This is a genomic window from Pseudomonas sp. QLc11A (assembly GCF_052112305.1).
In the GTDB taxonomy this organism is placed as follows: domain Bacteria; phylum Pseudomonadota; class Gammaproteobacteria; order Pseudomonadales; family Pseudomonadaceae; genus Aquipseudomonas; species Aquipseudomonas laurylsulfatiphila.
On sequence record NZ_JAVAJJ010000005.1, the window covers coordinates 1 to 22472 of the forward strand.

General features: G+C 58.1%; 25 protein-coding genes, 1 tRNA gene, 1 rRNA gene and 1 pseudogene. 19 read left to right on the plus strand and 9 right to left on the minus strand.

Going from position 1 to position 22472, the window contains the following annotated elements:
• Positions 1 to 82 (plus strand): 5S ribosomal RNA (gene rrf, locus Q8X48_RS09425); the annotation flags it as partial.
• 131 nt (positions 83 to 213) lie between these two features.
• On the opposite strand, the gene Q8X48_RS09430 is transcribed toward rrf, so the two are convergent.
• The 8 genes and pseudogenes from Q8X48_RS09430 to Q8X48_RS09465 all read right to left on the minus strand — a co-directional run bounded on the left by Q8X48_RS09430 (position 214) and on the right by Q8X48_RS09465 (position 5933).
• Positions 214 to 579: an NIPSNAP family protein gene (locus Q8X48_RS09430; RefSeq protein WP_126049464.1), complete on the minus strand. Its 366-nt coding sequence runs from the start codon at positions 577 to 579 to the stop codon at positions 214 to 216.
• 57 nt (positions 580 to 636) lie between these two features.
• Positions 637 to 1589, minus strand: a pseudogene (tnpC, locus tag Q8X48_RS09435) (IS66 family transposase); the annotation flags it as partial.
• Between the two features lie 18 nt (positions 1590 to 1607).
• Complete coding sequence (locus Q8X48_RS09440) at positions 1608 to 1784, minus strand: hypothetical protein (protein WP_407802660.1); 177 nt, start codon at positions 1782 to 1784, stop codon at positions 1608 to 1610.
• Between the two features lie 61 nt (positions 1785 to 1845).
• A complete protein-coding gene (tnpB, locus tag Q8X48_RS09445) occupies positions 1846 to 2061 on the minus strand; it encodes an IS66 family insertion sequence element accessory protein TnpB (RefSeq protein ID WP_407802662.1) in 216 nt (71 codons plus the stop codon).
• A gap of 93 nt (positions 2062 to 2154) precedes the next feature.
• Positions 2155 to 2487 (minus strand): IS66-like element accessory protein TnpA, encoded by a 333-nt coding sequence (tnpA, locus tag Q8X48_RS09450; protein ID WP_205347564.1) that lies wholly within the window; start codon positions 2485 to 2487, stop codon positions 2155 to 2157.
• Between the two features lie 149 nt (positions 2488 to 2636).
• Complete coding sequence (locus Q8X48_RS09455; protein ID WP_407802661.1) at positions 2637 to 5009, minus strand: TOTE conflict system archaeo-eukaryotic primase domain-containing protein; 2373 nt, start codon at positions 5007 to 5009, stop codon at positions 2637 to 2639.
• Positions 5010 to 5358: 349 nt separating this feature from the next.
• Positions 5359 to 5688 (minus strand): hypothetical protein, encoded by a 330-nt coding sequence (locus Q8X48_RS09460; RefSeq protein WP_015093616.1) that lies wholly within the window; start codon positions 5686 to 5688, stop codon positions 5359 to 5361.
• Between the two features lie 160 nt (positions 5689 to 5848).
• Positions 5849 to 5933 (minus strand) — tRNA-Leu (locus tag Q8X48_RS09465).
• A gap of 107 nt (positions 5934 to 6040) precedes the next feature.
• Between Q8X48_RS09465 and queA the strand changes: the two genes are divergently transcribed.
• From queA to Q8X48_RS09495, 6 genes are all read left to right on the plus strand, one after another.
• Positions 6041 to 7105 (plus strand): tRNA preQ1(34) S-adenosylmethionine ribosyltransferase-isomerase QueA, encoded by a 1065-nt coding sequence (queA, locus tag Q8X48_RS09470; RefSeq protein WP_407800586.1) that lies wholly within the window; start codon positions 6041 to 6043, stop codon positions 7103 to 7105.
• A gap of 14 nt (positions 7106 to 7119) precedes the next feature.
• Positions 7120 to 8235 (plus strand): tRNA guanosine(34) transglycosylase Tgt, encoded by a 1116-nt coding sequence (gene tgt / locus Q8X48_RS09475; protein ID WP_162139258.1) that lies wholly within the window; start codon positions 7120 to 7122, stop codon positions 8233 to 8235.
• A gap of 43 nt (positions 8236 to 8278) precedes the next feature.
• On the plus strand, positions 8279 to 8614 hold the full coding sequence (gene yajC / locus Q8X48_RS09480) for a preprotein translocase subunit YajC (protein WP_007956696.1): 336 nt from the start codon (positions 8279 to 8281) through the stop codon (positions 8612 to 8614).
• Between the two features lie 64 nt (positions 8615 to 8678).
• Entirely contained in the window at positions 8679 to 10547 is a 1869-nt protein-coding gene (secD, locus tag Q8X48_RS09485) for a protein translocase subunit SecD (protein WP_015093620.1), read from the plus strand.
• Between the two features lie 9 nt (positions 10548 to 10556).
• On the plus strand, positions 10557 to 11471 hold the full coding sequence (gene secF, locus Q8X48_RS09490) for a protein translocase subunit SecF (protein WP_126049479.1): 915 nt from the start codon (positions 10557 to 10559) through the stop codon (positions 11469 to 11471).
• Positions 11472 to 11592: 121 nt separating this feature from the next.
• Entirely contained in the window at positions 11593 to 12141 is a 549-nt protein-coding gene (locus Q8X48_RS09495; protein WP_407800587.1) for a glycine zipper 2TM domain-containing protein, read from the plus strand.
• 261 nt (positions 12142 to 12402) lie between these two features.
• Here Q8X48_RS09495 and suhB read toward each other — a convergent pair whose 3' ends face one another.
• Positions 12403 to 13221: a type III secretion system regulator SuhB gene (suhB, locus tag Q8X48_RS09500; protein ID WP_007974015.1), complete on the minus strand. Its 819-nt coding sequence runs from the start codon at positions 13219 to 13221 to the stop codon at positions 12403 to 12405.
• 146 nt (positions 13222 to 13367) lie between these two features.
• Between suhB and trmJ the strand changes: the two genes are divergently transcribed.
• From trmJ to rlmN, 12 genes are all read left to right on the plus strand, one after another.
• A complete protein-coding gene (gene trmJ / locus Q8X48_RS09505) occupies positions 13368 to 14138 on the plus strand; it encodes a tRNA (cytosine(32)/uridine(32)-2'-O)-methyltransferase TrmJ (protein ID WP_007974014.1) in 771 nt (256 codons plus the stop codon).
• Between the two features lie 2 nt (positions 14139 to 14140).
• Positions 14141 to 14917, plus strand: a complete 777-nt coding sequence (gene cysE, locus Q8X48_RS09510; protein WP_407800588.1) for a serine O-acetyltransferase — start codon at positions 14141 to 14143, stop codon at positions 14915 to 14917.
• Positions 14918 to 15180: 263 nt separating this feature from the next.
• Positions 15181 to 15672 carry a Fe-S cluster assembly transcriptional regulator IscR gene (gene iscR, locus Q8X48_RS09515; RefSeq protein ID WP_007974010.1) on the plus strand — a complete coding sequence of 164 codons (492 nt, stop codon included), beginning with the start codon at positions 15181 to 15183 and terminating at the stop codon, positions 15670 to 15672.
• A gap of 50 nt (positions 15673 to 15722) precedes the next feature.
• Positions 15723 to 16937, plus strand: coding sequence for an IscS subfamily cysteine desulfurase (locus tag Q8X48_RS09520; protein ID WP_007974008.1), 1215 nt, complete (start codon positions 15723 to 15725; stop codon positions 16935 to 16937).
• A gap of 101 nt (positions 16938 to 17038) precedes the next feature.
• A complete protein-coding gene (gene iscU, locus Q8X48_RS09525) occupies positions 17039 to 17425 on the plus strand; it encodes a Fe-S cluster assembly scaffold IscU (protein WP_007974006.1) in 387 nt (128 codons plus the stop codon).
• 28 nt (positions 17426 to 17453) lie between these two features.
• Positions 17454 to 17777 (plus strand): iron-sulfur cluster assembly protein IscA, encoded by a 324-nt coding sequence (gene iscA, locus Q8X48_RS09530; protein ID WP_007974004.1) that lies wholly within the window; start codon positions 17454 to 17456, stop codon positions 17775 to 17777.
• Between the two features lie 8 nt (positions 17778 to 17785).
• Entirely contained in the window at positions 17786 to 18307 is a 522-nt protein-coding gene (gene hscB, locus Q8X48_RS09535) for a co-chaperone HscB (protein WP_007974002.1), read from the plus strand.
• Positions 18308 to 18358: 51 nt separating this feature from the next.
• The gene (hscA, locus tag Q8X48_RS09540) at positions 18359 to 20221 is read left to right on the plus strand and encodes a Fe-S protein assembly chaperone HscA (RefSeq protein ID WP_407800589.1); all 1863 of its coding nucleotides are present in this window, start codon (positions 18359 to 18361) and stop codon (positions 20219 to 20221) included.
• A gap of 2 nt (positions 20222 to 20223) precedes the next feature.
• On the plus strand, positions 20224 to 20565 hold the full coding sequence (gene fdx, locus Q8X48_RS09545) for an ISC system 2Fe-2S type ferredoxin (RefSeq protein ID WP_015093626.1): 342 nt from the start codon (positions 20224 to 20226) through the stop codon (positions 20563 to 20565).
• Between the two features lie 14 nt (positions 20566 to 20579).
• Positions 20580 to 20780: a Fe-S cluster assembly protein IscX gene (gene iscX, locus Q8X48_RS09550; RefSeq protein ID WP_007973999.1), complete on the plus strand. Its 201-nt coding sequence runs from the start codon at positions 20580 to 20582 to the stop codon at positions 20778 to 20780.
• Positions 20781 to 20868: 88 nt separating this feature from the next.
• Positions 20869 to 21294: a nucleoside-diphosphate kinase gene (ndk, locus tag Q8X48_RS09555; protein WP_007903599.1), complete on the plus strand. Its 426-nt coding sequence runs from the start codon at positions 20869 to 20871 to the stop codon at positions 21292 to 21294.
• A 28-nt stretch (positions 21295 to 21322) separates the two neighbouring features.
• On the plus strand, positions 21323 to 22471 hold the full coding sequence (gene rlmN, locus Q8X48_RS09560) for a 23S rRNA (adenine(2503)-C(2))-methyltransferase RlmN (protein WP_015093627.1): 1149 nt from the start codon (positions 21323 to 21325) through the stop codon (positions 22469 to 22471).
• Position 22472 lies beyond the last annotated feature (1 nt).

Below are 22472 nucleotides of genomic sequence, written 5' to 3' on the forward strand. Positions count from 1 at the left end.
CCATCCCGAACTCAGCAGTGAAACGATGCATCGCCGATGGTAGTGTGGGGTTTCCCCATGTGAGAGTAGGTCATCGTCAAGATTAAATTCCGAAACCCCAATTGCGAAAGCAGTTGGGGTTTTGTTTGTCCTTGAAAAAAGGTAACCGTCCGGCCAACACATCTTCCTGATCCCCGCGTTTAAGGCTACGGGGTCTGCCTTTGTCGATGTCAGCTACGCGGATCGAGCTTCGGCTCTAGATCGATCTACGGAAGCTCTGATGGCATCAATTACGTCTTGAGCGAGCGCCATAACTGTCGTTGTACTGATTTCAATCCGACTGATAATGTCTTCTCTCGGGCCCTGTTTCCAGGCAGCGCTTGCGTAAAAAGCATCTTGAGATACTTGGCGATGGTTCTCGCTTTCATAGGAACGAATCAGGTGATAGCTGTCACAATCATGTAATGAGCTGCCATAAGAAACGACATCTATGCCAGCTTCTAGGTGAAGTGGAACACTTACATTCTGCATTATTTGATGAAAGTCCAATCCCGATCCTGGCTTTAAGGTGTACATCAGGATTTCAATAATTCGAGTCATTCCAAGTCTTCCATGTGGAGTTTCAACGTGAGCATCCGTACATCCCAGCTTACGTTATTAGACGGGAGTCCAGCTATGCGGTAGCAGTTGCGTAATCTCACTCGCTCGCTGCGTCGGCAGGCGCGTAAGGACGTCCTTCAAATAAGCATACGGTTCATGCCCGTTGAGCCGCGCAGACTGGATTAAGCTCATGATCGCCGCCGCCCGTTGTCCGCTGCGTAGCGACCCTGCGAAGAGCCAGTTCTTGCGTCCAAGAGCCCACGGCCGGATCTGGTTCTCTGCCCAATTATTGTCAATGGGTACGACCCCGTCATCAAGGTAGCGCGACAGCGCTGCCCAGCGTTTCAGGCTGTAATCCAATGCTCTGCTGATGGCTGAGCCTTCAGGCACGAGATCACGCTGGGCAATCATCCAGGCATGCAGCATATCCATCACCGGTACCGCTTTTTCTTGCCGTTTTCTGCGCCGTAAATCCGGCTCTAGATCGTGGACTTCACGTTCGATTTCGTAAAGCAACTGGATATAACCAGGGCCTGTTCGGCGAGCTGGCTCTTGTTGGTGGCGTGCAGCTCGAAAAACTTGCGCCGCGCATGGGCCATGCAACCGATCTCGGTGACGCCGAGTTCAAAACTGGCTTTGTAGCCGCCAAAATCGTCGCACACCAGCTTGCCCTTCCAGTCTTGCAGGAAGTTACGTGCATGTTCTCCGGCGTGGCTGGGGCTGAAGTCGTAAACCACCGCTGCCAAGTCCGAGAACTGGCTGGTGGCGTAGGCCCAAACATAGGAACGGTGGGTTTTCTTTGAGGCTGGAACGAGCATCTGCACGGGTGTTTCATCGGCATGAATAACCTGCTGCCCGAGCACTACGTCCCGCAGCGCATCGACCAGAGGCTGTAACTGCACGCCAGTCACGCCAACCCATTGAGCCAAAGTTGAACGTGGAATCGCCAAGCCAGCTCGACCGAAAATCGATTCCTGACGGTAAAGAGGCAGATGGTCAGCAAACTTCAAGCGCTTGAGTTGTGCGATCTAGTGGGTCAGCTTCTCGATAACCGTTTGGTCGCGGTTGATCTTCTGGCCCATGGTCTCGACCGTCTTGCCCATCGTCTCGACTTGCTGGTCGAGCGTCTCGACACGCTGTATCAACTGCGCCGCCAACGCGCGCAGTTGTTCAGGATTCAGGTGGTCGGGATTAGGGAGAGTCATGGTGCCGATTTTGCCAGAGCAGGCAGTTCGCGGCGATGGATCGATAGGATAATGGCAGCCGTTAAAGCAGTGTGATCGCGCCTCTGGAGCCCGCGCGTTGCCATGGCAGGCCCAATACCAGGGCTTGAAGTTGTTCGGTATCTAACTGCATTTCAGAGCCATGGTGAATGCCTAGCCAGTGGAACTTGCCTTGATTCAACCGGCGAGCAGCCAGCCAGATCCCGAAGCCGTCATGCACCAGAACTTTCATTCGAGTGGCGCGGCGGTTGGCGAACAGATAAGCACAGTGCGATCACTCTGGCCAACGCCGTCTCGGTACCGGCGCGCATGTCCATAGGCTCGGTGGCGAGCCAGATGGAGTCGATGCGAATCATCGCAGCAGGTCTCGAAGAAAGGTCGCGCAGGCAGCAGCACTTTCGGTTGGCCAGTTCACTTTGACGGTGCCGCGTGGGTGCTGGATCTCAACGCAGATATTCGATGATGCTGCGTGCGAATTAGCTCCGGCCAGCTGCATGGGTAACGGGATAAATGCAGGTTGCAGCGCTGTTTTTTTCTGCGCTTGCACCCGAATCCATTTGTGGACGAGGTTAGCGTTGAGGCTATGGCTGAGTGCGATACTGGCAATCGAAGCGCCGGGCTGGGCACACTCCTGAATGACCTGGGCCTTGAAGGACTTGGAGTAGGAACGGCGTTGTGGCTGCATGAAATACCCGCTTAAAAGGCTAGAACTGGTGCCCACTTAAATTTAAGTGCACACCATGTCCGGGCTTTGCGGGGCCGGGTAGATGACTTGGCCGGACGGATACGAAAAAAACATCCTGAGACTGGTGCGGAGGTTGACCGTCAACCACGTTAGAGTAGGTCCATGGTGGCCATGGAGTCAGCCATGCGGTAGCCCATCGCTTTGTAACCCGCCTGGCGCTTATCCCACATTCTCAGCAGCGCGACATTTCCCCCGTCAACGAAGTCAATCACTCGCACGTCGGCCTTATCGGCATGCGATCGATGCAACCGCCCCGCATATTGCTGAAGGATTCCCTTCCATGAGATGGGCATTGCCAGTACCAGCGTGTCCAACGGCGGGTGATCGAAACCTTCACCTACTAGTTTTCCTGTTGCCAGCAGCACCCGTGGAGCATCAGGGGGAAGGGACTCAAGCTCATGCATACGGGAAATGCGCTGTTTCTTAGGCACTCGCCCATGAAGCGTGAAAAGGTTATGCACGCGCTGCTTCAATTCTAATTCAAGGGCATCCACATGTTCCGTCCGTTCCGTTAGCACTAGAATTTTTCTACCCTCGTTGTACGCCAGTTCAATCTCCGAGACGATTTTGGCTGTCCGCTCAAAGTCGTCGGCTAGACGCCGAAAAATGTCCTGAATCCCAAAGCCGTCGGGAACCACTATTGGTTTGGACAGCAATCGAGGCACGACAGATAGGTCATGAGGCGCACTCGCTGGCCGAGCAGCAGAATGTCGGATCGGTCCGCACTGCATGAAAATAATAGGCTGTTGCCCATCTCGGCGCACTGGGGTTGCGGTGAGTCCCAGTACGTACCGCGCGGTCGCGCTCCTCAGTAGCGCCTCGAATGATACGGCTGATAGGTGATGACACTCATCAACGATGATCTGGCCGTAGTTTTTTACCTGATCGCTGATCTCGCCTTTTCGCGATAACGACTGCATTACGGCAATGTCGATGATGCCGGTAAGCTTCGCTTTTCCGCCCCCAAGGGTACCAACGACACCATTCTCGACTCCCAGGAACGCCTGCAAGCGCTCTTGCCACTGCCTTAACAGTTCCGTCCGATGCACAAGCACCAACGTGTTAATGCCACGAGCGGCAATCAATGCAGCAGCACTCACCGTTTTACCGAAAGCTGTCGGTGCGCAGAGGATACCGGTGTCATGACTTAGCATTGCGCTGACAGCAGCCTCTTGGTCAGAACGCAGGGTCCCGAGAAAACTCACGTCGATGGGGTCGCCCACGAAGCGCTCGTCTTTAAAAATAGGGGTAACCCCGTTTTCCTCTAAAAGCTCCAGCGCAGCATCCAAACAGCCACGCGGTAACGCAATATGTTTGGGGAAGTTCTGGGCGCAGCCGATAATCCTTGGCTTGTTCCACACTGACATGCGCATGGCCTGAGCTTTGTAGAACTCTGGATTTTGAAAGGCAGCGAGCCGGACAAGCTGGTTTGCCAATGGCTGTGGCAATTCCGACTTTTCAAAGTAAATTAAGTTAGCCAACGTGATGTTGACAGCAGCAGGCAACGGGCATGTCAATTTACGTGATCTCGATTCACGATCTTTCCAGGGTTCTGCATCACCTTCGTCATCGACATAGGCGACCCCTAGAGGGTCTCGATTACCCATCGCCTGGATAATAACGGGCTGGATATCTTCTGGACTCATGCGCTGAATCGATGCCAGAAAGGCCCATTGATCAGGATGAGGATCAAGCGTGTCGTCTACAAAAACGCTGTTGTTTTGGGCCCTGGCGCGCTTTTGCAAAGGGAGCGCGATGAGATTTCCAAAGCCGCCTTTGGGCATATAGTCCTGGTTTGGAAACAGTCGATCATAGGAGCTGAGCGCCAACTGGTGGGTGCGCTCACAGGCATGACTGATGATTGCGGCACCGAGGCGGCGCGCATCGCAGGCAGGAACATTACGCTCAAAGAAAATCCAGCCATGAGCCCCTTGGCCTGAGCGCGATATTTCCAGCGCCACCGGGACGTTCAGCTCATGGCATGACTGCACAAAAGCTTTGGAATCATCACGCCATTCGGCCTCATCGAAGTCGACCGCCAAAAAATAACAAGTGTCATCAGAGAGTAGGGGGTAGATACCAACGACCACTTCGCCCGCCAGATGGCGATAGACCACCTCATCTGTCAGCGGAAGCAGCTGGCGGTTACCGCAGTCGCCACATTTGATTTGGGGCTTCTCACAAACGCCTGGTCTCCATTCGTTTGCGCAAGCGGGTGCGTATCCTGATTTGCCTGTCTTGCTTTCCCAACGGATGGGGTAGACGTCCGTTCTACCGCGAAACAAGCTTCGGAATAGGGCAAGCTTTCCTTCAGTATCGAGTTGCTGTGATTGCTCTGCTTGGACAATCGCTATCTTGACTGGCTCAGCAGGCGGGCGCCAATCGATGCCATGAGCATCCAGCAAGGCAACCAATCTTGCATTCTCAGCCCTTAGTTGCGCCACCAGACTAGTGTCTATCACCGCCTTGAGCCTCTACGTCTCAGGTGAAGCCTGTAGCCTCGAGCTACAACCCTCAGTCCATCAGTAAAACATAGAGGTTAACAAACAACAGAGGTTCGGTTCAGGAGCTCAAGAGGTCCGCCCTAGTCCCAATCAAATCGTTGGCTGGCTCAATCTGCCGGTGAGGGATACAGAGCGCGCAGTTGCTGGCATTCGGCTTGCGTGGAAAGTTCCAGGATTTTCCTGGGCGCAGAGTGATCAGGTTTGTAGTCAGCAGGTAGTAGTAGCGCGTCGATTTCGAGTTTGAGTTCATGTGGTCGTTCAAAAACCAAACGAGATATTCAGTGCGGGCGCAACCCTCCCCATCACATCACAGGATGTCCTTCAGATAGTCCTTAAGCGCAATGAGAGGACCATCAAGCCCCTCCATCGCCCGAATCCCAGCAAATTCCCCCACCAACCGCCCTAACTCCCGCCCCAACGGCTTATCCACACCCCCAACCGCCTCCAACGCCAGCCCCACACACTCACCCACCTTCAACTGAATCCCCTCTACATCCCCACGCCGCACCAACAACTCAAACACATCCCGCTGGTAATCCCCCATCACCAGATCATCCCGCAAGATCGGGCTCTGGCCTTCCGATTCATAAGCCAGTTTGAGGGAGAAGAGGGCGACGGTTTCCAGGTGCAATTCCATGGGGGGGGAATCCTTGTGAAATGTTCCGGCGTTACGGGTGGTGGGGAAGAGCGGGGTCAAAAGCATCGCTGGCAAGCCAGCTCCCACAGGACGGCGGTGGGGCAGGGGCTTTTCTTTGGGCGAAAAAAAAGGCCTTGCTAAGCAAGACCTTTCTTAATTTTGGTGCCCCGAGGGAGACTCGAACTCCCACTCCTTTCGAAAACGGATTTTGAATCCGCCGCGTCTACCAATTCCGCCATCAGGGCTCAATGGCGGCGAAGTATAGAGATGAGATAACCGCTGGTCAATCAGGTACATGGAGAATTTTTGATAATTCCGCTAGACTTCCCGGCCCTGCTAGACGAACCCCATCATGCGCGTTGCTGACTTTACTTTCGAGCTCCCTGATTCGCTGATTGCCCGCCATCCTTTGGCCGAGCGTCGCAATAGTCGTCTGTTGACCCTGGATGGGGTCAGCGGCGCCCTGGCACACCGTCAATTCACTGATTTGCTGGAGCATTTGCGCCCCGGCGATTTGATGGTGTTCAACAATACCCGGGTGATTCCGGCGCGGCTGTTTGGCCAGAAGGCTTCCGGCGGCAAGCTGGAAATCCTGGTGGAGCGGGTGCTCGACAGTCATCGCGTGCTGGCCCATGTGCGTTCCAGCAAGTCGCCCAAGCCTGGGTCGAAGATCCTGATCGACGGCGGTGGCGAGGCCGAGATGCTGGCGCGGCACGATGCGTTGTTCGAGCTGGGGTTCACTGAGGAGGTGTTGCCGCTGCTCGACCGCGTCGGGCACATGCCGTTGCCTCCTTATATTGACCGCCCGGATGAAGGCGCCGACCGCGAGCGTTACCAGACCGTCTACGCCGAGCGTTTGGGCGCGGTGGCGGCGCCGACGGCGGGGCTGCATTTCGATCAGGTGCTGATGGAGGCGATTGCCGCCAAGGGCGTCGAGACGGCGTTCGTGACCTTGCACGTTGGCGCGGGTACGTTCCAGCCGGTGCGGGTCGAGAAGATCGAAGACCACCACATGCACAGCGAATGGCTGGAAGTCGGCCAGGATGTGGTGGATGCCGTTGTCGCCTGCCGCGCGCGCGGTGGTCGCGTGGTGGCCGTGGGGACCACCAGCGTGCGTTCGCTGGAAAGTGCTGCGCGCGATGGCGTGCTCAAGCCGTTCAGCGGCGATACAGACATTTTCATTTACCCTGGCCGGCCGTTTCATGTGGTCGATGCCCTGGTCACCAACTTCCATTTGCCCGAATCCACGCTGTTGATGCTGGTTTCGGCGTTCGCCGGTTATCCCGAGACCATGGCCGCCTATAAGGCCGCCGTCGACAACGGGTACCGCTTTTTCAGCTACGGTGATGCGATGTTCATCACGCGTAATCCTGCGCCGACTGCCCCTAAAGAATCGGGCCCAGAGGAAACAGTATGAGTCGCACCTGTCGTATGTCTTTCGAGCTGCTGGCCACTGATGGCAAGGCTCGTCGTGGTCGTTTGACCTTCCCGCGCGGTACCGTCGAGACCCCGGCCTTCATGCCGGTGGGCACCTACGGCACGGTCAAGGGCATGCTGCCACGGGATATCGAGGCGACTGGCGCTGAAATCATTCTGGGCAACACCTTCCACCTGTGGCTGCGCCCGGGCACGGAAGTGATCAGGAAGCACGGCGACCTGCACGATTTCATGCAGTGGAAAGGCCCGATCCTGACCGACTCCGGCGGTTTCCAGGTGTTCAGCCTGGGTGCCATGCGCAAGATCAAGGAGGAGGGCGTGACCTTCGCTTCCCCGGTCGATGGCGCCAAGGTGTTCATGGGCCCGGAAGAGTCGATGCAAGTCCAGCGTGACCTGGGCTCCGACATCGTGATGATTTTCGACGAATGCACGCCGTACCCGGCTGATGAAGACGTCGCCCGTATTTCCATGGAATTGTCCCTGCGTTGGGCCAAGCGTTCGAAAGAAGCCCATGGTGACAACACCGCGGCGCTGTTCGGCATCGTTCAGGGCGGCATGCACCAGGACCTGCGCATGCGCTCCCTGGAAGGCCTGGACAAGATCGGCTTCGATGGCCTGGCCATTGGCGGCCTGTCGGTGGGAGAGCCCAAGCACGAGATGATCAAGGTGCTGGATTACCTGCCGGGCATGATGCCGGCTGACAAACCTCGTTACCTTATGGGCGTTGGCAAACCGGAAGACTTGGTTGAGGGTGTGCGCCGCGGTGTGGACATGTTCGATTGCGTGATGCCAACCCGTAATGCCCGCAATGGGCATCTGTTCATCGATACCGGCGTGCTGAAGATCCGAAACGCGTTCCATCGCCATGATGATTCGCCGCTCGATCCGACCTGCGATTGCTATACCTGCCAGAACTTCTCCCGCGCTTATCTGCATCACCTGGACAAGTGCGGCGAAATGCTGGGAAGCATGCTCAATACCATCCATAACTTGCGTCATTATCAAGTGCTTATGGCTGGTTTGCGCGAGGCTATTCAACAGGGTACATTGGCCGCCTTTGTCGATGCCTTCTACGCCAAACGCGGGTTACCTGTTCCGCCTTTGGATTGAGTTTCCTGACCCCAAGATTCAACATTTGCAACTGGAGTGCTAAATGAGCTTTTTTATCTCTAATGCCATGGCAGACGCTGCAGCCCCTGCGGCAGCCCCTATGGGCGGCGGTTTCGAGTGGATTTTCCTGGTCGGCTTCCTGGTCATCTTCTACCTGATGATCTGGCGTCCACAGGCCAAGCGCGCCAAAGAGCAGAAAAACCTGCTGAGCAGCCTGCAGAAAGGTGACGAAGTTGTGACCACCGGCGGCATCGCCGGCAAGATCACTAAAGTGGCCGACGATTTCGTCGTTCTGGAAGTTTCCGACACCGTCGAAATGAAATTCCAGAAAGGCGCCATCGCCGCGACGCTGCCAAAAGGCACGCTCAAAGCGATCTAAGTTTCAACTTCATTTTCAATCGACGGGGCGCGCAAGGCGCCCCGCGTCATAAACGGGCGGCGTGATGCTGAACAAATATCCTCTGTGGAAATACATTCTGATCCTGGCGGTGCTGGCGGTCGGTCTGATTTATTCCGCTCCCAATCTTTATCCTGATGACCCGGCCATTCAGGTCAGCGGTGCAAGCACTGCACTGCAGGTCAATCAGGCTGATCTGGATCGTGTGAGCGCTGCGCTCAAGGAATCCGGGATCAACGTCAAGGCTGCCACGCTGGCAGAGGGCGGCAAGGGTGGTCTGATTCGCCTGACCAAGGCTGAAGACCAGTTGCCGGCCAAGGACGTTGTACGCAAGGCGTTGGGTGATGACTACGTCGTTGCATTGAACCTGGCGCAAACCACCCCGCAATGGCTGCGCAACCTCGCTGCGCACCCGATGAAGCTGGGTCTGGACTTGTCCGGTGGTGTGCACTTCCTGCTGGAAGTGGACATGGACAAAGCCCTCGATGCACGCCTGAAAGTCTACGAAGGCGACGTCAAGAGCCTGCTGCGTAAAGAAAAGCTGCGCTATCGCAGCCTGCCGCAACTCAATGGTGCCATCCAGCTGGGCTTCGCTGATGAAGACAGCCGTGAACAGGCCCGTGTGCTGATCCGCAAGAACTTCAACGATTTCGACATTGTTCCGGCCGACCTCAATGGTCAACCGGTGCTGCGTCTGGCGATGACCCCGGCCAAGCTGGCGGAAATCCGCGAATACTCCATCAAGCAGAACTTGACCACGGTACGTAACCGCGTCAACGAGCTGGGTGTTGCCGAACCGATCGTCCAGCGCCAGGGCGCCAACCGCATCGTGGTTGAGCTGCCGGGTGTGCAGGACACCGCCGAAGCCAAGCGTATTCTCGGCAAGACGGCCAACCTCGAGTTCCGTCTGGCCGCTGAGCCTGGTGCTTCGAAAGCCACTTCCGAATCCTTCGAGTTCCGTGAAGGCGGCCGTCCTCCAGCGCTGATCGAGCGCGGCCTGATCATCACCGGCGACCAGGTGACTGACGCCAAGGCCGGCTTCGACGAGCACGGCAGGCCAGAAGTGAATATCCGTCTGGATGGCCACGGCGGCGAGCTGATGAACCGTGCGACCCGTTCGAACGTCGGTCGCAGCATGGCGGTGATCTTCATCGAGCAGCGTCCGGTTACCACGTATACCAAGCAAGTGGTCAACGGCGTCGAGAAAGACGTGCCGGTTCAGAGCTTCAAGGAAGAGAAGAAGATCATCAGCCTGGCGACCATCCAGTCGCCGCTGGGTGCCCAGTTCCGTATTACCGGCCTGAACGGCCAGGGCGAGTCGTCCGAGCTGGCGCTGCTGCTGCGTGCCGGTGGTCTGGCTGCACCGATGTACTTTGCTGAAGAGCGCACCATTGGTCCAAGCCTGGGTGCCGACAACATCACCAAGGGTATCGATGCGTCGCTGTGGGGCATGCTGTTCGTCTCGCTGTTCATCATGGCCATCTACCGCTTCTTCGGCCTCATCGCCACCGTCGCTCTGGCGGTGAACATGGTGATGCTGCTGGCGCTGATGTCGCTGCTGGGTGCAACGCTGACCCTGCCGGGCATCGCCGGTATCGTATTGACCATGGGTATGGCGGTCGACGCCAACGTGCTGATCTTCTCGCGGATCCGTGAAGAGATCGCTGCCGGCATGACCGTGCAGCGTGCAATCAACGAAGGCTTCGGCCGGGCATTCACCGCGATTCTCGACGCCAACCTGACCACCTTGCTGGTCGGCGGCATCCTCTTTGCCATGGGCACCGGCCCGGTCAAGGGCTTCGCAGTGACCATGTCCCTCGGGATCTTTACCTCGATGTTCACGGCCATCATGGTGACCCGCGCGATGGTCAACCTGATCTTCGGCGGTCGTGACTTCAAGAAGTTGTGGATTTAAGGGGCTGCCATGTTACGTACAATCAACTTCATGGGCGTTCGCAACTTCGCGTTCGGCGTCACATTGTTCCTTACCGTGCTGGCCTTGTTCAGTGTCGCCACCAAGGGCATGAACTGGGGCCTGGACTTCACCGGCGGTACGCTCATCGAGCTGACCTACGAGCGTCCGGCTGATGTCTCCAAGGTGCGTGAGCAGCTGGTGAGCGCCGGTTATAATGACGCTGTCGTGCAGAACTTCGGTGCAACCACCGACCTGCTGGTGCGTATGCCTGGCGAAGACCCGCAACTGGGTCACCAGGTGGCCGAGGCCTTGCAGAAGGTCGGCGGCGAGAACCCGGCGACGGTCAAGCGCGTCGAGTTCGTCGGCCCGCAGGTGGGTGAAGAGCTGCGCGACCAGGGCGGCCTCGGCATGCTGATGGCGCTGGGCGGCATCCTGATCTACCTGGCGTTCCGCTTTCAGTGGAAGTTTGCGGTCGGTGCGATCGTGTCCCTGATCCATGACGTGATCGTGACCATCGGTATCCTGTCGTTCTTCCAGATCACCTTCGACCTGACGGTGCTGGCGGCGGTACTGGCGATCATCGGTTACTCGCTCAACGATACCATCGTGGTATTCGACCGGGTTCGTGAGAACTTCCGTGTACTGCGCAAGGCCAGCCTGATCGAGAACATCAACATCTCGACCACGCAAACCCTGCTGCGGACCATGGCAACTTCGATTTCCACCTTGCTGGCGATCGCGGCCCTGCTGTTCTTCGGCGGCGACAACCTGTTCGGTTTCTCCATCGCCCTGTTCATCGGTGTGCTGGCGGGTACTTACTCGTCGATCTACATCGCGAACGTGGTGCTGATCTGGCTGAACCTGAGCACGGAAGACCTGATTCCTCCTGCCAATACCGAGAAGGAAGTTGACGACCGTCCTTGAAGGACAATTCTTCTGGCGGTGTAGTCCAAAAAAGGCGCGAGTTGAACTCGCGCTTTTTTTTGTGCTCCAAGGCTGGGAGAAGCGCGGACATGTTCCGCATGTGATGGTCCAGGAGGTTCATGTGAACAAGTCGATGCTGGTTGGTGCTGTACTGGGTGCTGTCGGTGTGACTGCCGGGGGCGCTGTGGCCACCTACAGCCTGGTTAAAAGCGGTCCTGAGTTCGCACAAGTACTCGCCGTTGAGCCGGTCAAGACACAAATCAAGACTCCACGTGAAGTGTGCAAGGATGTAACTGTCACCCGGCAGGCGCCGGTGAAAGATCAACATCAGATCGCCGGTACGGTGGTCGGTGCATTGGCAGGTGGTTTGCTGGGCAACCAGGTCGGTGGCGGCACCGGCAAGAAGATCGCCACGGTCGCGGGTGCTGTCGGTGGTGGTTATGCCGGCAACAAGGTGCAGGAAGGCATGCAGGAGCGTGATACCTACACCACGACCCAGACCCGCTGTAACACGGTCAACGACATCAGTGACAAGGTTGTAGGTTACGACGTACGGTATTCGCTGGACGGCAAGGAAGGCAAGGTGCGCATGGATCGTGATCCAGGCAACCAGATTCCGGTGGATAAGGAAGGCAAGTTGATCCTGTCGGAGAATCAGGTGGCTCATTGATCTGCTGAAACCGGATTCAAAAAGAAGCACCCTGCGGGGTGCTTTTTTTGTGCCCGGGATTTATGCAGCACCGCAACCCCATGTAGGAGCGAGCCTGCTCGCGAAAAACCGAAGGACGCCGCGTTTATCCAGAATTCCCGCGTTATCGTTGACGACCATCGCGAGCAGGCTCGCTCCTACGTGGGGTTGTGGTGTTTTTGAGGGATGAATTCCAGGCATAAAAAAAGCACCCCGCAGGGTGCTTTTTCTGTCGCGGGAAGCTTAGCGCTTCAGCGAGGCCGGCAGGTGCGGCTGGATCGCCGTCAAAACTGCCTTGAAGCATTTGGTGTTGCCGGCAACGACGTGGCCTTTCTCGAGGAAGTCGTGACCGCCGGTGAAGTCGCTCACCAGGCCGCCTGCTTCCTGGATCAGCAGGGCGCCAGCGGCCATGTCCCACTCGGACAGGCCCGACTCCCAGAAGGCGTCGAAACGGCCGGCAGCCACGTAGGCCAGGTCCAGGCTCGCGGAACCGGCGCGGCGGATGCCGGCAGTCTGGCCAACCAGGGCGCGGAACATGCCCAGGTAGTTGTCGAGGTTGTCCATCTGCTCGTCACGGAACGGGAAGCCGGTACCCAGCAGGGCGCCGTCCAGGCTGGTGCGACCGCTGACGCGCAGGCGACGACCGTTCAGTTGAGCGCCGCGACCACGGCTGGCGGTGAATTCTTCCTGGCGAACCGGGTCCAGAACAACAGCGTGCTCCAGGCGACCGCGGTATTTGCAGGCAATGCTGACAGCGAAGTGAGGGATGCCGCGCAGGAAGTTGGTGGTGCCGTCCAGCGGATCGATGATCCACAGGTACTCTTCGCCTTCGATGCCGGTGCCGGCGTGCATGCCGGTCTCTTCACCCAGGATCGAGTGATTCGGGTACGCCTTGCGCAGGGCGTCGATGATTTTCTGTTCGGCGGCGCGATCCACCTCGGATACGTAATCCTTGGCGTCTTTTTCGTCGACCTTGATGGTATCCAGGCGCTCGATGGAGCGGAAGATCAATTCACTGGCGCTGCGGGCGGCGCGCAGCGCGATATTCAGCATGGGCTGCATGGATGTGTCACCTAAGGTTGTTAAAGAAAGCCGGGCATTCTATCAGAAAGTTTCTACAGGAGAAGGACGACGTTCGCTTTCATGGCTTAACGGTAGCTTCAGCTGTAAGATTCCGCTCCCGATTATCGTGTTCGAGAGCGCCTCCCTTGCTGCATAACATTCGTGTCGTCCTGGTCAATACCAGCCATCCGGGCAATATCGGCGGGGCTGCGCGTGCCATGAAGAACATGGGCTTGTCGCGGCTGGTGCTGGTCGAGCCTCGTCAGTTCCCGCATCACGAAGCCGACGCCCGTGCTTCCGGTGCCGGTGACATACTTGAAAACGCGCAAGTCGTCGCCACCTTGGAAGATGCCCTGGTCGGCTGCAATCTGGTGCTGGGTACCAGTGCCCGCGACCGGCGCATTCCCTGGCCGCTGCTCGATCCCCGCGAATGCGGAACGAAGGTGGTCGAGGAAGCCGGTCAGGGCGCGGAAATCGCTCTGGTGTTCGGTCGTGAAGATTCCGGCCTGACCAACGAAGAGCTGCAGCGATGTCATTATCACGTGCACATCCCATCCGACCCTGAGTTCAGTTCGCTGAACCTTGGGGCGGCGGTGCAGGTGTTGAGCTATGAAGTGCGCATGTCCTGGCTGGCCGCCCAAGGTCAGCCAAGCAAGGTCGAGAAGGAAGAGGTGGCTTCGGTCAAAAGCGCTGAGCTGGCGACCATGGATGAGCTGGAGCGATTCTATGAACACCTGGAGCAAACCCTGGTGGCCATCGAATTCCTCGATCCGGAAAAACCACGGCACTTGATGGCACGCCTGCGCCGGTTGTACGGACGCAGCTCGGTCAGTCGGGCGGAAATGAATATTTTGCGTGGCATCCTCACGGAAACCCAGAAAGCGGCCCGTGGTGAGCTTCTTAAGCGGAAGGATTAATGATGTTTGAGCGTTTGCGTGAAGATATCCAGAGCGTATTCCATCGAGACCCGGCGGCGCGTAACGCTTTTGAAGTCCTGACCTGCTACCCCGGCATGCACGCCATCTGGATTCACCGTTTGTCGGCGATGCTGTGGCGCGCGGACCTGAAGTGGCTGGCGCGCCTGGTGTCGAACTTCGGTCGCTGGCTGACCGGGATCGAGATCCATCCGGGGGCCAAGGTCGGTCGACGTTTCTTCATCGACCATGGCATGGGCATCGTCATCGGTGAAACCGCGGAGATCGGCGACGACGTCACTATTTATCAGGGCGTGACCCTGGGTGGCACCAGCTGGAACAAGGGTAAGCGTCACCCGACCTTGGGTGACGGCGTAGTGGTCGGGGCGGGCGCGAAGGTGCTCGGTCCGTTCACTGTCGGTGCCGGTGCCAAGGTGGGTTCCAATGCTGTCGTGACCAAGGAAGTGCCTCCGGGGGCAACCGTGGTCGGGATTCCGGGGCGGATCATCGTCAAATCCGACGAAGAGCAGGATGCCAAGCGCAAGGCCATGGCCGAGAAGATCGGGTTTGATGCCTATGGCGTGACTGAAGACATGCCTGACCCGGTGGCGCGCGCCATCAACCAGTTGCTCGACCACCTGCAGGCGGTCGATGGGCGTCTGGAGGGGATGTGCGGGGCGCTGAAGGATCTGGGCAGTAATTACTGTGCGAAAGATCTGCCTGAGCTGCGCGAAGAAGACTTCGCCTGCGTAAAAGACAAAGACCAGACCCGGGCCAGCTGATGCCTTTGTGTAGGAGCTGCCGCAGGCTGCGATCTTTTAAGGTCAAGATCAAAAGATCGCAGCCTTCGGCAGCTCCTACAGGGATAGGGGGTCGTATTTGGGTAATGGCGCTGCGCTAAGCGGTGTGCCATTAAGCCGGAGACCCTGCTATGATGCGCCCGCTCTTTTGCGGGTAATCCTGACTAAAGTACTAGGTCTTATAGTTGACTTAAATACTCGGGAATTGCATACTCGCCTCATTCCGAACTCCGTGGTAATTGTCCATGCGACTGACTACAAAAGGCCGATACGCCGTGACCGCCATGCTTGACCTGGCGTTGCATGCGCAGCACGGGCCCGTGTCCCTGGCCGATATCTCCGAGCGCCAAGGCATCTCCCTGTCCTACCTCGAACAGCTTTTTGCCAAATTGCGCCGCAGCAATCTGGTGTCCAGCGTGCGTGGTCCGGGCGGTGGCTACCAATTGTCCCGCGACATGCAGGGCATCCAGGTCGCCCAGGTGATCGATGCGGTGAACGAATCGGTCGATGCTACCAAATGCCAGGGCCAAGGTGATTGCCATCAAGGCGACACCTGTCTGACCCACCACTTGTGGTGCGACCTGAGCCTGCAGATTCACGAATTTCTGAGCGGTATCAGCTTGGCTGACCTTGTGACTCGCCGTGAGGTGCAAGAAGTAGCCCAGCGTCAGGACCAGCGCCGTTGCAACAGCAAGGTGCCACGCCTGGACAAGATTGAAGCGTCCGCCGTCGAATGAAAGCCAAAGAGCTAGCGGCACGCCAGCCAGCCTGATTTAGGAGATAGTCCATGAAATTGCCGATTTACCTTGATTACTCTGCGACCACCCCGGTTGATCCGCGTGTCGCGCAAAAGATGAGTGAATGCCTGCTGGTCGACGGAAACTTCGGTAACCCGGCGTCCCGTTCCCACGTGTTCGGCTGGAAAGCTGAAGAGTCCGTTGAAAACGCCCGTCGTCAGGTGGCCGACCTGGTCAACGCCGACCCGCGCGAAATCGTCTGGACCTCCGGTGCCACCGAATCCGACAATCTGGCAATCAAGGGTGCGGCACATTTCTACGCCACCAAAGGCAAGCACCTGATCACCACCAAGATCGAGCACAAGGCTGTCCTGGACACCATGCGCCAACTGGAGCGTGAAGGTTTCGAAGTGACCTACATCGAGCCTCGCACCGATGGTCTGGTAACGCCTGAGATGATCGAAGCCGAACTGCGCGACGACACCATCCTGGTGTCGGTCATGCACGTGAACAACGAAATCGGCACCATCAACGACATCGCGGCGATCGGCGAACTGCTCCGTTCCAAGGGCATCCTGTTCCACGTCGACGCGGCTCAGTCCACTGGCAAGGTCGAGATCGACCTGCAGAAGCTGAAAGTCGACATGATGTCGTTCTCCGCCCACAAGACTTACGGTCCTAAAGGCATCGGCGCCCTGTACGTAAGCCGCAAGCCGCGCGTACGTATCGAAGCGACCATGCACGGTGGCGGCCACGAGCGCGGCATGCGTTCCGGCACCCTGGCGACCCACCAGATCGTCGGCATGGGTGAAGCTTTCCGCGTAGCCAAGGAAGACATGGCTGCCGAAAACGCACGCATCAAGGCGTTGAGCGACCGTTTCTACAAGCAGGTCGAGCACCTGGAAGAGTTGTACGTCAACGGCAGCCTGACCGCCCGCGTTCCGCACAACCTGAACCTGAGCTTCAACTACGTTGAAGGCGAGTCGCTGATCATGGCGCTCAAGGATCTGGCGGTTTCGTCCGGTTCGGCCTGCACCTCGGCATCCCTTGAGCCTTCGTACGTACTGCGCGCCCTGGGCCGCAACGACGAACTGGCTCACAGCTCGATCCGCTTCACCTTCGGTCGTTTCACCACCGAAGAAGAAATCGACTACGCCGCGCAGAAAGTCTGCGAGGCCGTAACCAAGCTGCGCGCTCTGTCGCCGCTGTGGGACATGTACAAAGACGGCGTCGATATCTCGAAGATCGAGTGGGCGGCACACTAACTATAGAAGCCGCCGGATACAGGTCCTGTAGCAGCGCGGCGGTAAATGCAGCGCAACTACAGGGTCTCAAGAGCGGCCCTGATGAGTGAGGATTGAGAATCATGGCTTACAGCGAAAAGGTCATCGACCACTACGAAAACCCGCGCAACGTCGGCAAGATGGACGCGGAAGATCCTGATGTCGGCACCGGCATGGTCGGCGCTCCGGCGTGCGGCGACGTGATGCGCCTGCAGATCAAGGTCAACGACGCCGGCATCATCGAAGATGCCAAGTTCAAGACCTACGGCTGCGGTTCGGCTATCGCTTCCAGCTCCCTCGCCACCGAGTGGATGAAGGGCAAGACCCTGGACGAAGCGGAAACCATCAAGAACACCCAGCTGGCTGAAGAACTGGCCCTGCCGCCAGTGAAAATCCACTGCTCGGTACTCGCTGAAGACGCCATCAAGGCGGCTGTTCGCGACTACAAGCAGAAGAAAGGCTTGATCTAAGCATTTGGCGACGAGTAAGGAGTCAACGATGGCTATCAGCATGACAGAAGCGGCGGCCAAGCACGTGCGGCGCTCCCTCGACGGGCGCGGCAAGGGTGAAGGGATTCGTCTGGGTGTCCGCACCACGGGCTGTTCCGGCCTTGCCTACGTGCTGGAGTTTGTCGACGAGGTGGTTGCTGAGGACCAGGTGTTCGAAAGTCACGGCGAAAAAGTGATTATCGACCCGAAAAGCCTGGCCTACCTGGACGGCACCGAGCTCGATTTCGTCAAGGAAGGGTTGAACGAAGGCTTCAAGTTCAACAACCCCAACGTGCGCGGTGAATGTGGCTGCGGCGAAAGCTTCAACATCTGAGGCTTGTCGTGGGTACTCCTTGTCATTTCGCTTTATTCGAGCTGCAACCGAGTTTCGATCTGGATCTCGATCAGCTGGCTACGCGCTACCGTGAGTTGGCGCGCGGCGTTCATCCGGACCGCTTTGCAGACGCTTCCGAGCGCGAGCAGCGGCTGGCGCTGGAGCAATCCGCGAGCCTCAACGAGGCCTATCAGACGCTCAAGAGTCCACCCAAGCGCGCGCGTTACCTGCTCGCCTTGAATGGTGGCGAGCTGCCGCTGGAGGTCACGGTGCATGATCCGGAGTTCCTTCTGCAGCAGATGGAGCTGCGTGAAGAGCTCGAAGACCTGCAGGACAGCGCCGACCTCAATGGCGTTGCCGTCTTCAAGCGTCGCCTGAAGGCTGCCCAGGATGAACTGAACCAAAGCTTCGCAGCTTGCTGGAACGATGCCGCGCAACGTGAACGGGCCGAACGCCTGATGCGGCGCATGCAGTTCCTCGACAAGCTCACCTACGAAGTGCGCCAGTTAGAAGAGCGCCTCGACGACTAACCCAGTGCCGCTCCGGTCGCACGCCTGATATACAGATAAGTCCTGATAACGATGGCCCTACTGCAGATCGCCGAACCCGGCCAAAGTCCTCAACCGCACCAGCGTCGTCTGGCTGTGGGGATCGACTTGGGCACTACCAATTCGCTGGTCGCTGCATTGCGCAGTGGACTTTCCGAGCCTCTGGCTGACGCGCAAGGGCGGGTCATCCTGCCGTCTGCCGTGCGCTATCACGCCGATCGCGTCGAGGTTGGCGAATCCGCCAAGCTGGCTGCCGCCACCGATCCCTTGAACACCGTGCTGTCGGTCAAGCGCTTGATGGGTCGTGGCCTGTCCGACGTCAAGCAGTTGGGCGAGCAACTGCCCTACCGCTTTGTCGGCGGCGAGTCGCACATGCCGTTCATCGACACGATCCAGGGCCCGAAAAGCCCGGTCGAAGTGTCCGCCGATATCCTCAAGGTCCTGCGCCAGCGCGCCGAAGCGACCCTGGGTGGTGAACTGGTGGGTGCGGTGATCACCGTTCCGGCCTATTTCGATGACGCTCAACGTCAAGCCACCAAGGATGCGGCCAAGCTGGCCGGCCTGAATGTGCTGCGTTTGCTCAATGAGCCGACCGCAGCCGCTGTGGCTTACGGCCTGGATCAGCATGCCGAAGGCCTGGTCGCCATTTACGACCTGGGCGGCGGTACCTTCGATATTTCGATTCTGCGCCTGACCGGCGGTGTCTTCGAAGTCCTGGCCACCGGCGGCGACAGCGCCCTGGGCGGCGATGACTTCGACCACGCGATCGCGGGCTGGATCATCGAGAGCGCCGGTCTGTCCGCCGACCTCGATCCCGGTGCGCAGCGCAACCTGCTGCAAACCGCCTGTGCGGCCAAGGAAGCCCTGACCAATGCGCCTGCCGTTGAAGTGGCCTATGGCGACTGGAAGGCCGAGCTGACCCGTGAAGCCTTCAATGCGCTGATCGAGCCGATGGTCGCGCGCAGCCTCAAAGCCTGCCGTCGTGCGGTGCGTGATTCCGGTATCGAGTTGGAAGACGTGCACGCCGTGGTCATGGTCGGTGGTTCGACTCGCGTACCTCGCGTTCGCGAAGCTGTCGCCGAAGCCTTCGGTCGCCAGCCCCTGACTGAAATCGACCCGGATCAAGTGGTCGCCATTGGTGCTGCGATCCAGGCTGATACCCTGGCCGGTAACAAGCGCGATGGTGGCGAACTGCTGCTGCTCGACGTGATTCCGCTGTCCCTGGGCCTGGAAACCATGGGCGGCCTGATGGAGAAGGTGATTCCGCGCAACACCACCATCCCCGTCGCTCGCGCCCAGGACTTCACCACGTATAAAGACGGCCAGTCGGCCATGGCGATCCACGTGTTGCAGGGCGAGCGCGAGCTGATCAGTGACTGCCGCTCCCTGGCGCGCTTCGAACTGCGCGGTATCCCGGCAATGGTGGCGGGTGCGGCGAAGATTCGCGTGACCTTCCAGGTCGATGCCGACGGTCTGCTCAGTGTTTCTGCTCGCGAACTGGGTTCGGGCGTCGAAGCCAGCATTCAGGTCAAGCCGTCCTACGGCCTGACCGACGGCGAAATCGCCAAAATGCTCAAGGACTCGTTCCAGCACGCCAATGACGACAAGGTTGCCCGTGTACTGCGCGAGCAACAGGTCGACGCCCAGCGCCTGATCGAAGCCGTGCAGGCCGCTCTGGAGGCCGATGGCGAGCGCTTGCTCGACGCCGAGGAGCGCATGGTCATCGATGCGCAGGTGCAGGAACTGACCGAACTGATGAAAGGTACCGATGGTTACGCCATCGAGCAGCAGACCAAGCGTCTGTCGCAAGTGACCGACGCCTTTGCTGCCCGCCGCCTGGACTCGACGGTGAAAGCCGCGCTGGCGGGGCGCAACCTGAATGAGATTGAGGAATAACGATGCCGCAGGTCATTTTTCTGCCACACGAGAAGTTTTGCCCCGAAGGCATGGTTGTTGAGGCTGAGACGGGGGTTTCCATCCTCGAACTGGCCCATGAGCACCACATCGAGATGGAAAGCGCCTGTGGCGGCGTCTGTGCCTGCACCACCTGCCACTGCATCATCCGCGAGGGTTTCGACTCGCTGGAAGAGGCTGACGAGCTGGAAGAAGACTACCTTGATAAGGCCTGGGGCCTTGAGCGCGAGTCCCGCCTGGGCTGCCAGGCCAAGGTCGGTACCGAAGACCTGACGGTCGAAATTCCGAAGTACTCGCTCAACCACGCCGCCGAAGCGCCGCACTGATTCAAGGAATTGTCATGAAACTCAAGTGGACTGATGTGCTGGAGATCGCGATCCAGCTGGCCGAAAGCAAGCCCGACGTGGACCCTATGTCGGTCAACTTCGTCGATCTGCGCAAATGGGTAATGGAATTACCCGATTTCGACGACATGCCTGAGCATTGTGGCGAAAAGATCCTGGAGGCCATTCAGGCCCACTGGATCGAAGAACGCGACTGAGCCACGCCGCAGGTTAGGCAATACCCAAGAACCCGCGTATAATTCGCGGGTTTAATTTTTCGTAAATTACCGTTTCTGGAGTTACACCATGGCTGTTCAACGTACTTTCTCCATCATCAAGCCTGACGCCGTTGCTAAAAACGTGATCGGCGAGATCACCACTCGTTTCGAAAAAGCCGGCCTGCGCGTTGTAGCTTCGAAACTGAAGCAACTGTCCAAAGCCGAAGCCGAAGGCTTCTACGCTGAGCACAGCGCTCGTGGTTTCTTCAACGACCTGGTTGCCTTCATGATCTCCGGTCCGGTTGTCGTTCAGGTTCTGGAAGGCGAAAACGCTATCGCTCTGAACCGTGAGCTGATGGGCGCTACCAACCCTAAAGAAGCTGCTGCCGGCACCATCCGTGCTGACTTCGCTGACTCCATCGACGCCAACGCCGTACACGGTTCGGACTCCGAAGCCGCTGCCGCTCGCGAAATCTCGTACTTCTTCGCAGCTACTGAAGTAACCACTCGCTAAGCATTGGCTTAAGAGTGAAGGTGAATCCATGACTACATCGACTGTAAAAACTAACCTGCTGGGTCTGACTCAACAGGAAATGGAAAAATTCTTCGACTCAATCGGGGAGAAGCGTTTCCGTGCCGGTCAGGTAATGAAATGGATTCACCACTTTGGTGTCGATGATTTCGATGCCATGACGAACGTCAGCAAGGCCTTGCGCGAAAAGCTCAAGGCTGTTGCTGAGGTCCGTGGTCCGGAAGTGGTCAGCGAGGACATCTCCAGCGACGGCACCCGCAAGTGGGTGGTGCGCGTGGCATCCGGCAGCTGCGTCGAGACCGTGTACATTCCCCAGGGCAAGCGCGGCACCTTGTGCGTTTCGTCCCAGGCAGGCTGTGCCCTGGATTGCAGTTTCTGCTCCACCGGCAAGCAAGGCTTCAACAGCAACCTCACCGCCGCCGAAGTCATCGGCCAGGTGTGGATTGCCAACAAATCCTTTGGCAGCGTCCCGGCAACCGTCGACCGTGCCATCACCAACGTGGTGATGATGGGCATGGGTGAGCCGCTGCTGAACTTCGACAACGTCGTCGCGGCCATGCATCTGATGATGGACGACTTGGGCTACGGCATTTCCAAGCGCCGCGTGACCCTGTCGACCTCCGGCGTGGTACCGATGATCGATGAGCTCTCCAAGCACATCGACGTCTCCCTGGCGTTGTCCCTGCACGCACCGAATGACGCATTGCGTAACCAATTGGTGCCGATCAACAAGAAGTATCCGCTTAAGATGCTGCTCGAGTCGTGCCAGCGCTACATGTCGTCCCTGGGCGAAAAGCGTGTGCTGACCATCGAGTACACCTTGCTCAAGGACGTCAACGACAAGCTTGAGCACGCCGTGGAAATGATCGAGCTGCTCAAGAACATCCCGTGCAAGATCAACCTGATCCCGTTCAACCCGTTCCCGCATTCCGGGTACGAGCGTCCGAGCAACAACGCCATTCGTCGTTTCCAGGATCAGCTTCATCATGCCGGTTTCAACGTCACCGTCCGCACCACCCGTGGTGAAGACATCGACGCCGCCTGTGGTCAATTGGTAGGGCAGGTGCTGGATCGCACCCGTCGCAGCGAACGTTATATCGCCGTGCGTGAATTGAACGCCGACAGCGATGTTGCTTCGAGCACTGCGAACAACAATTAAG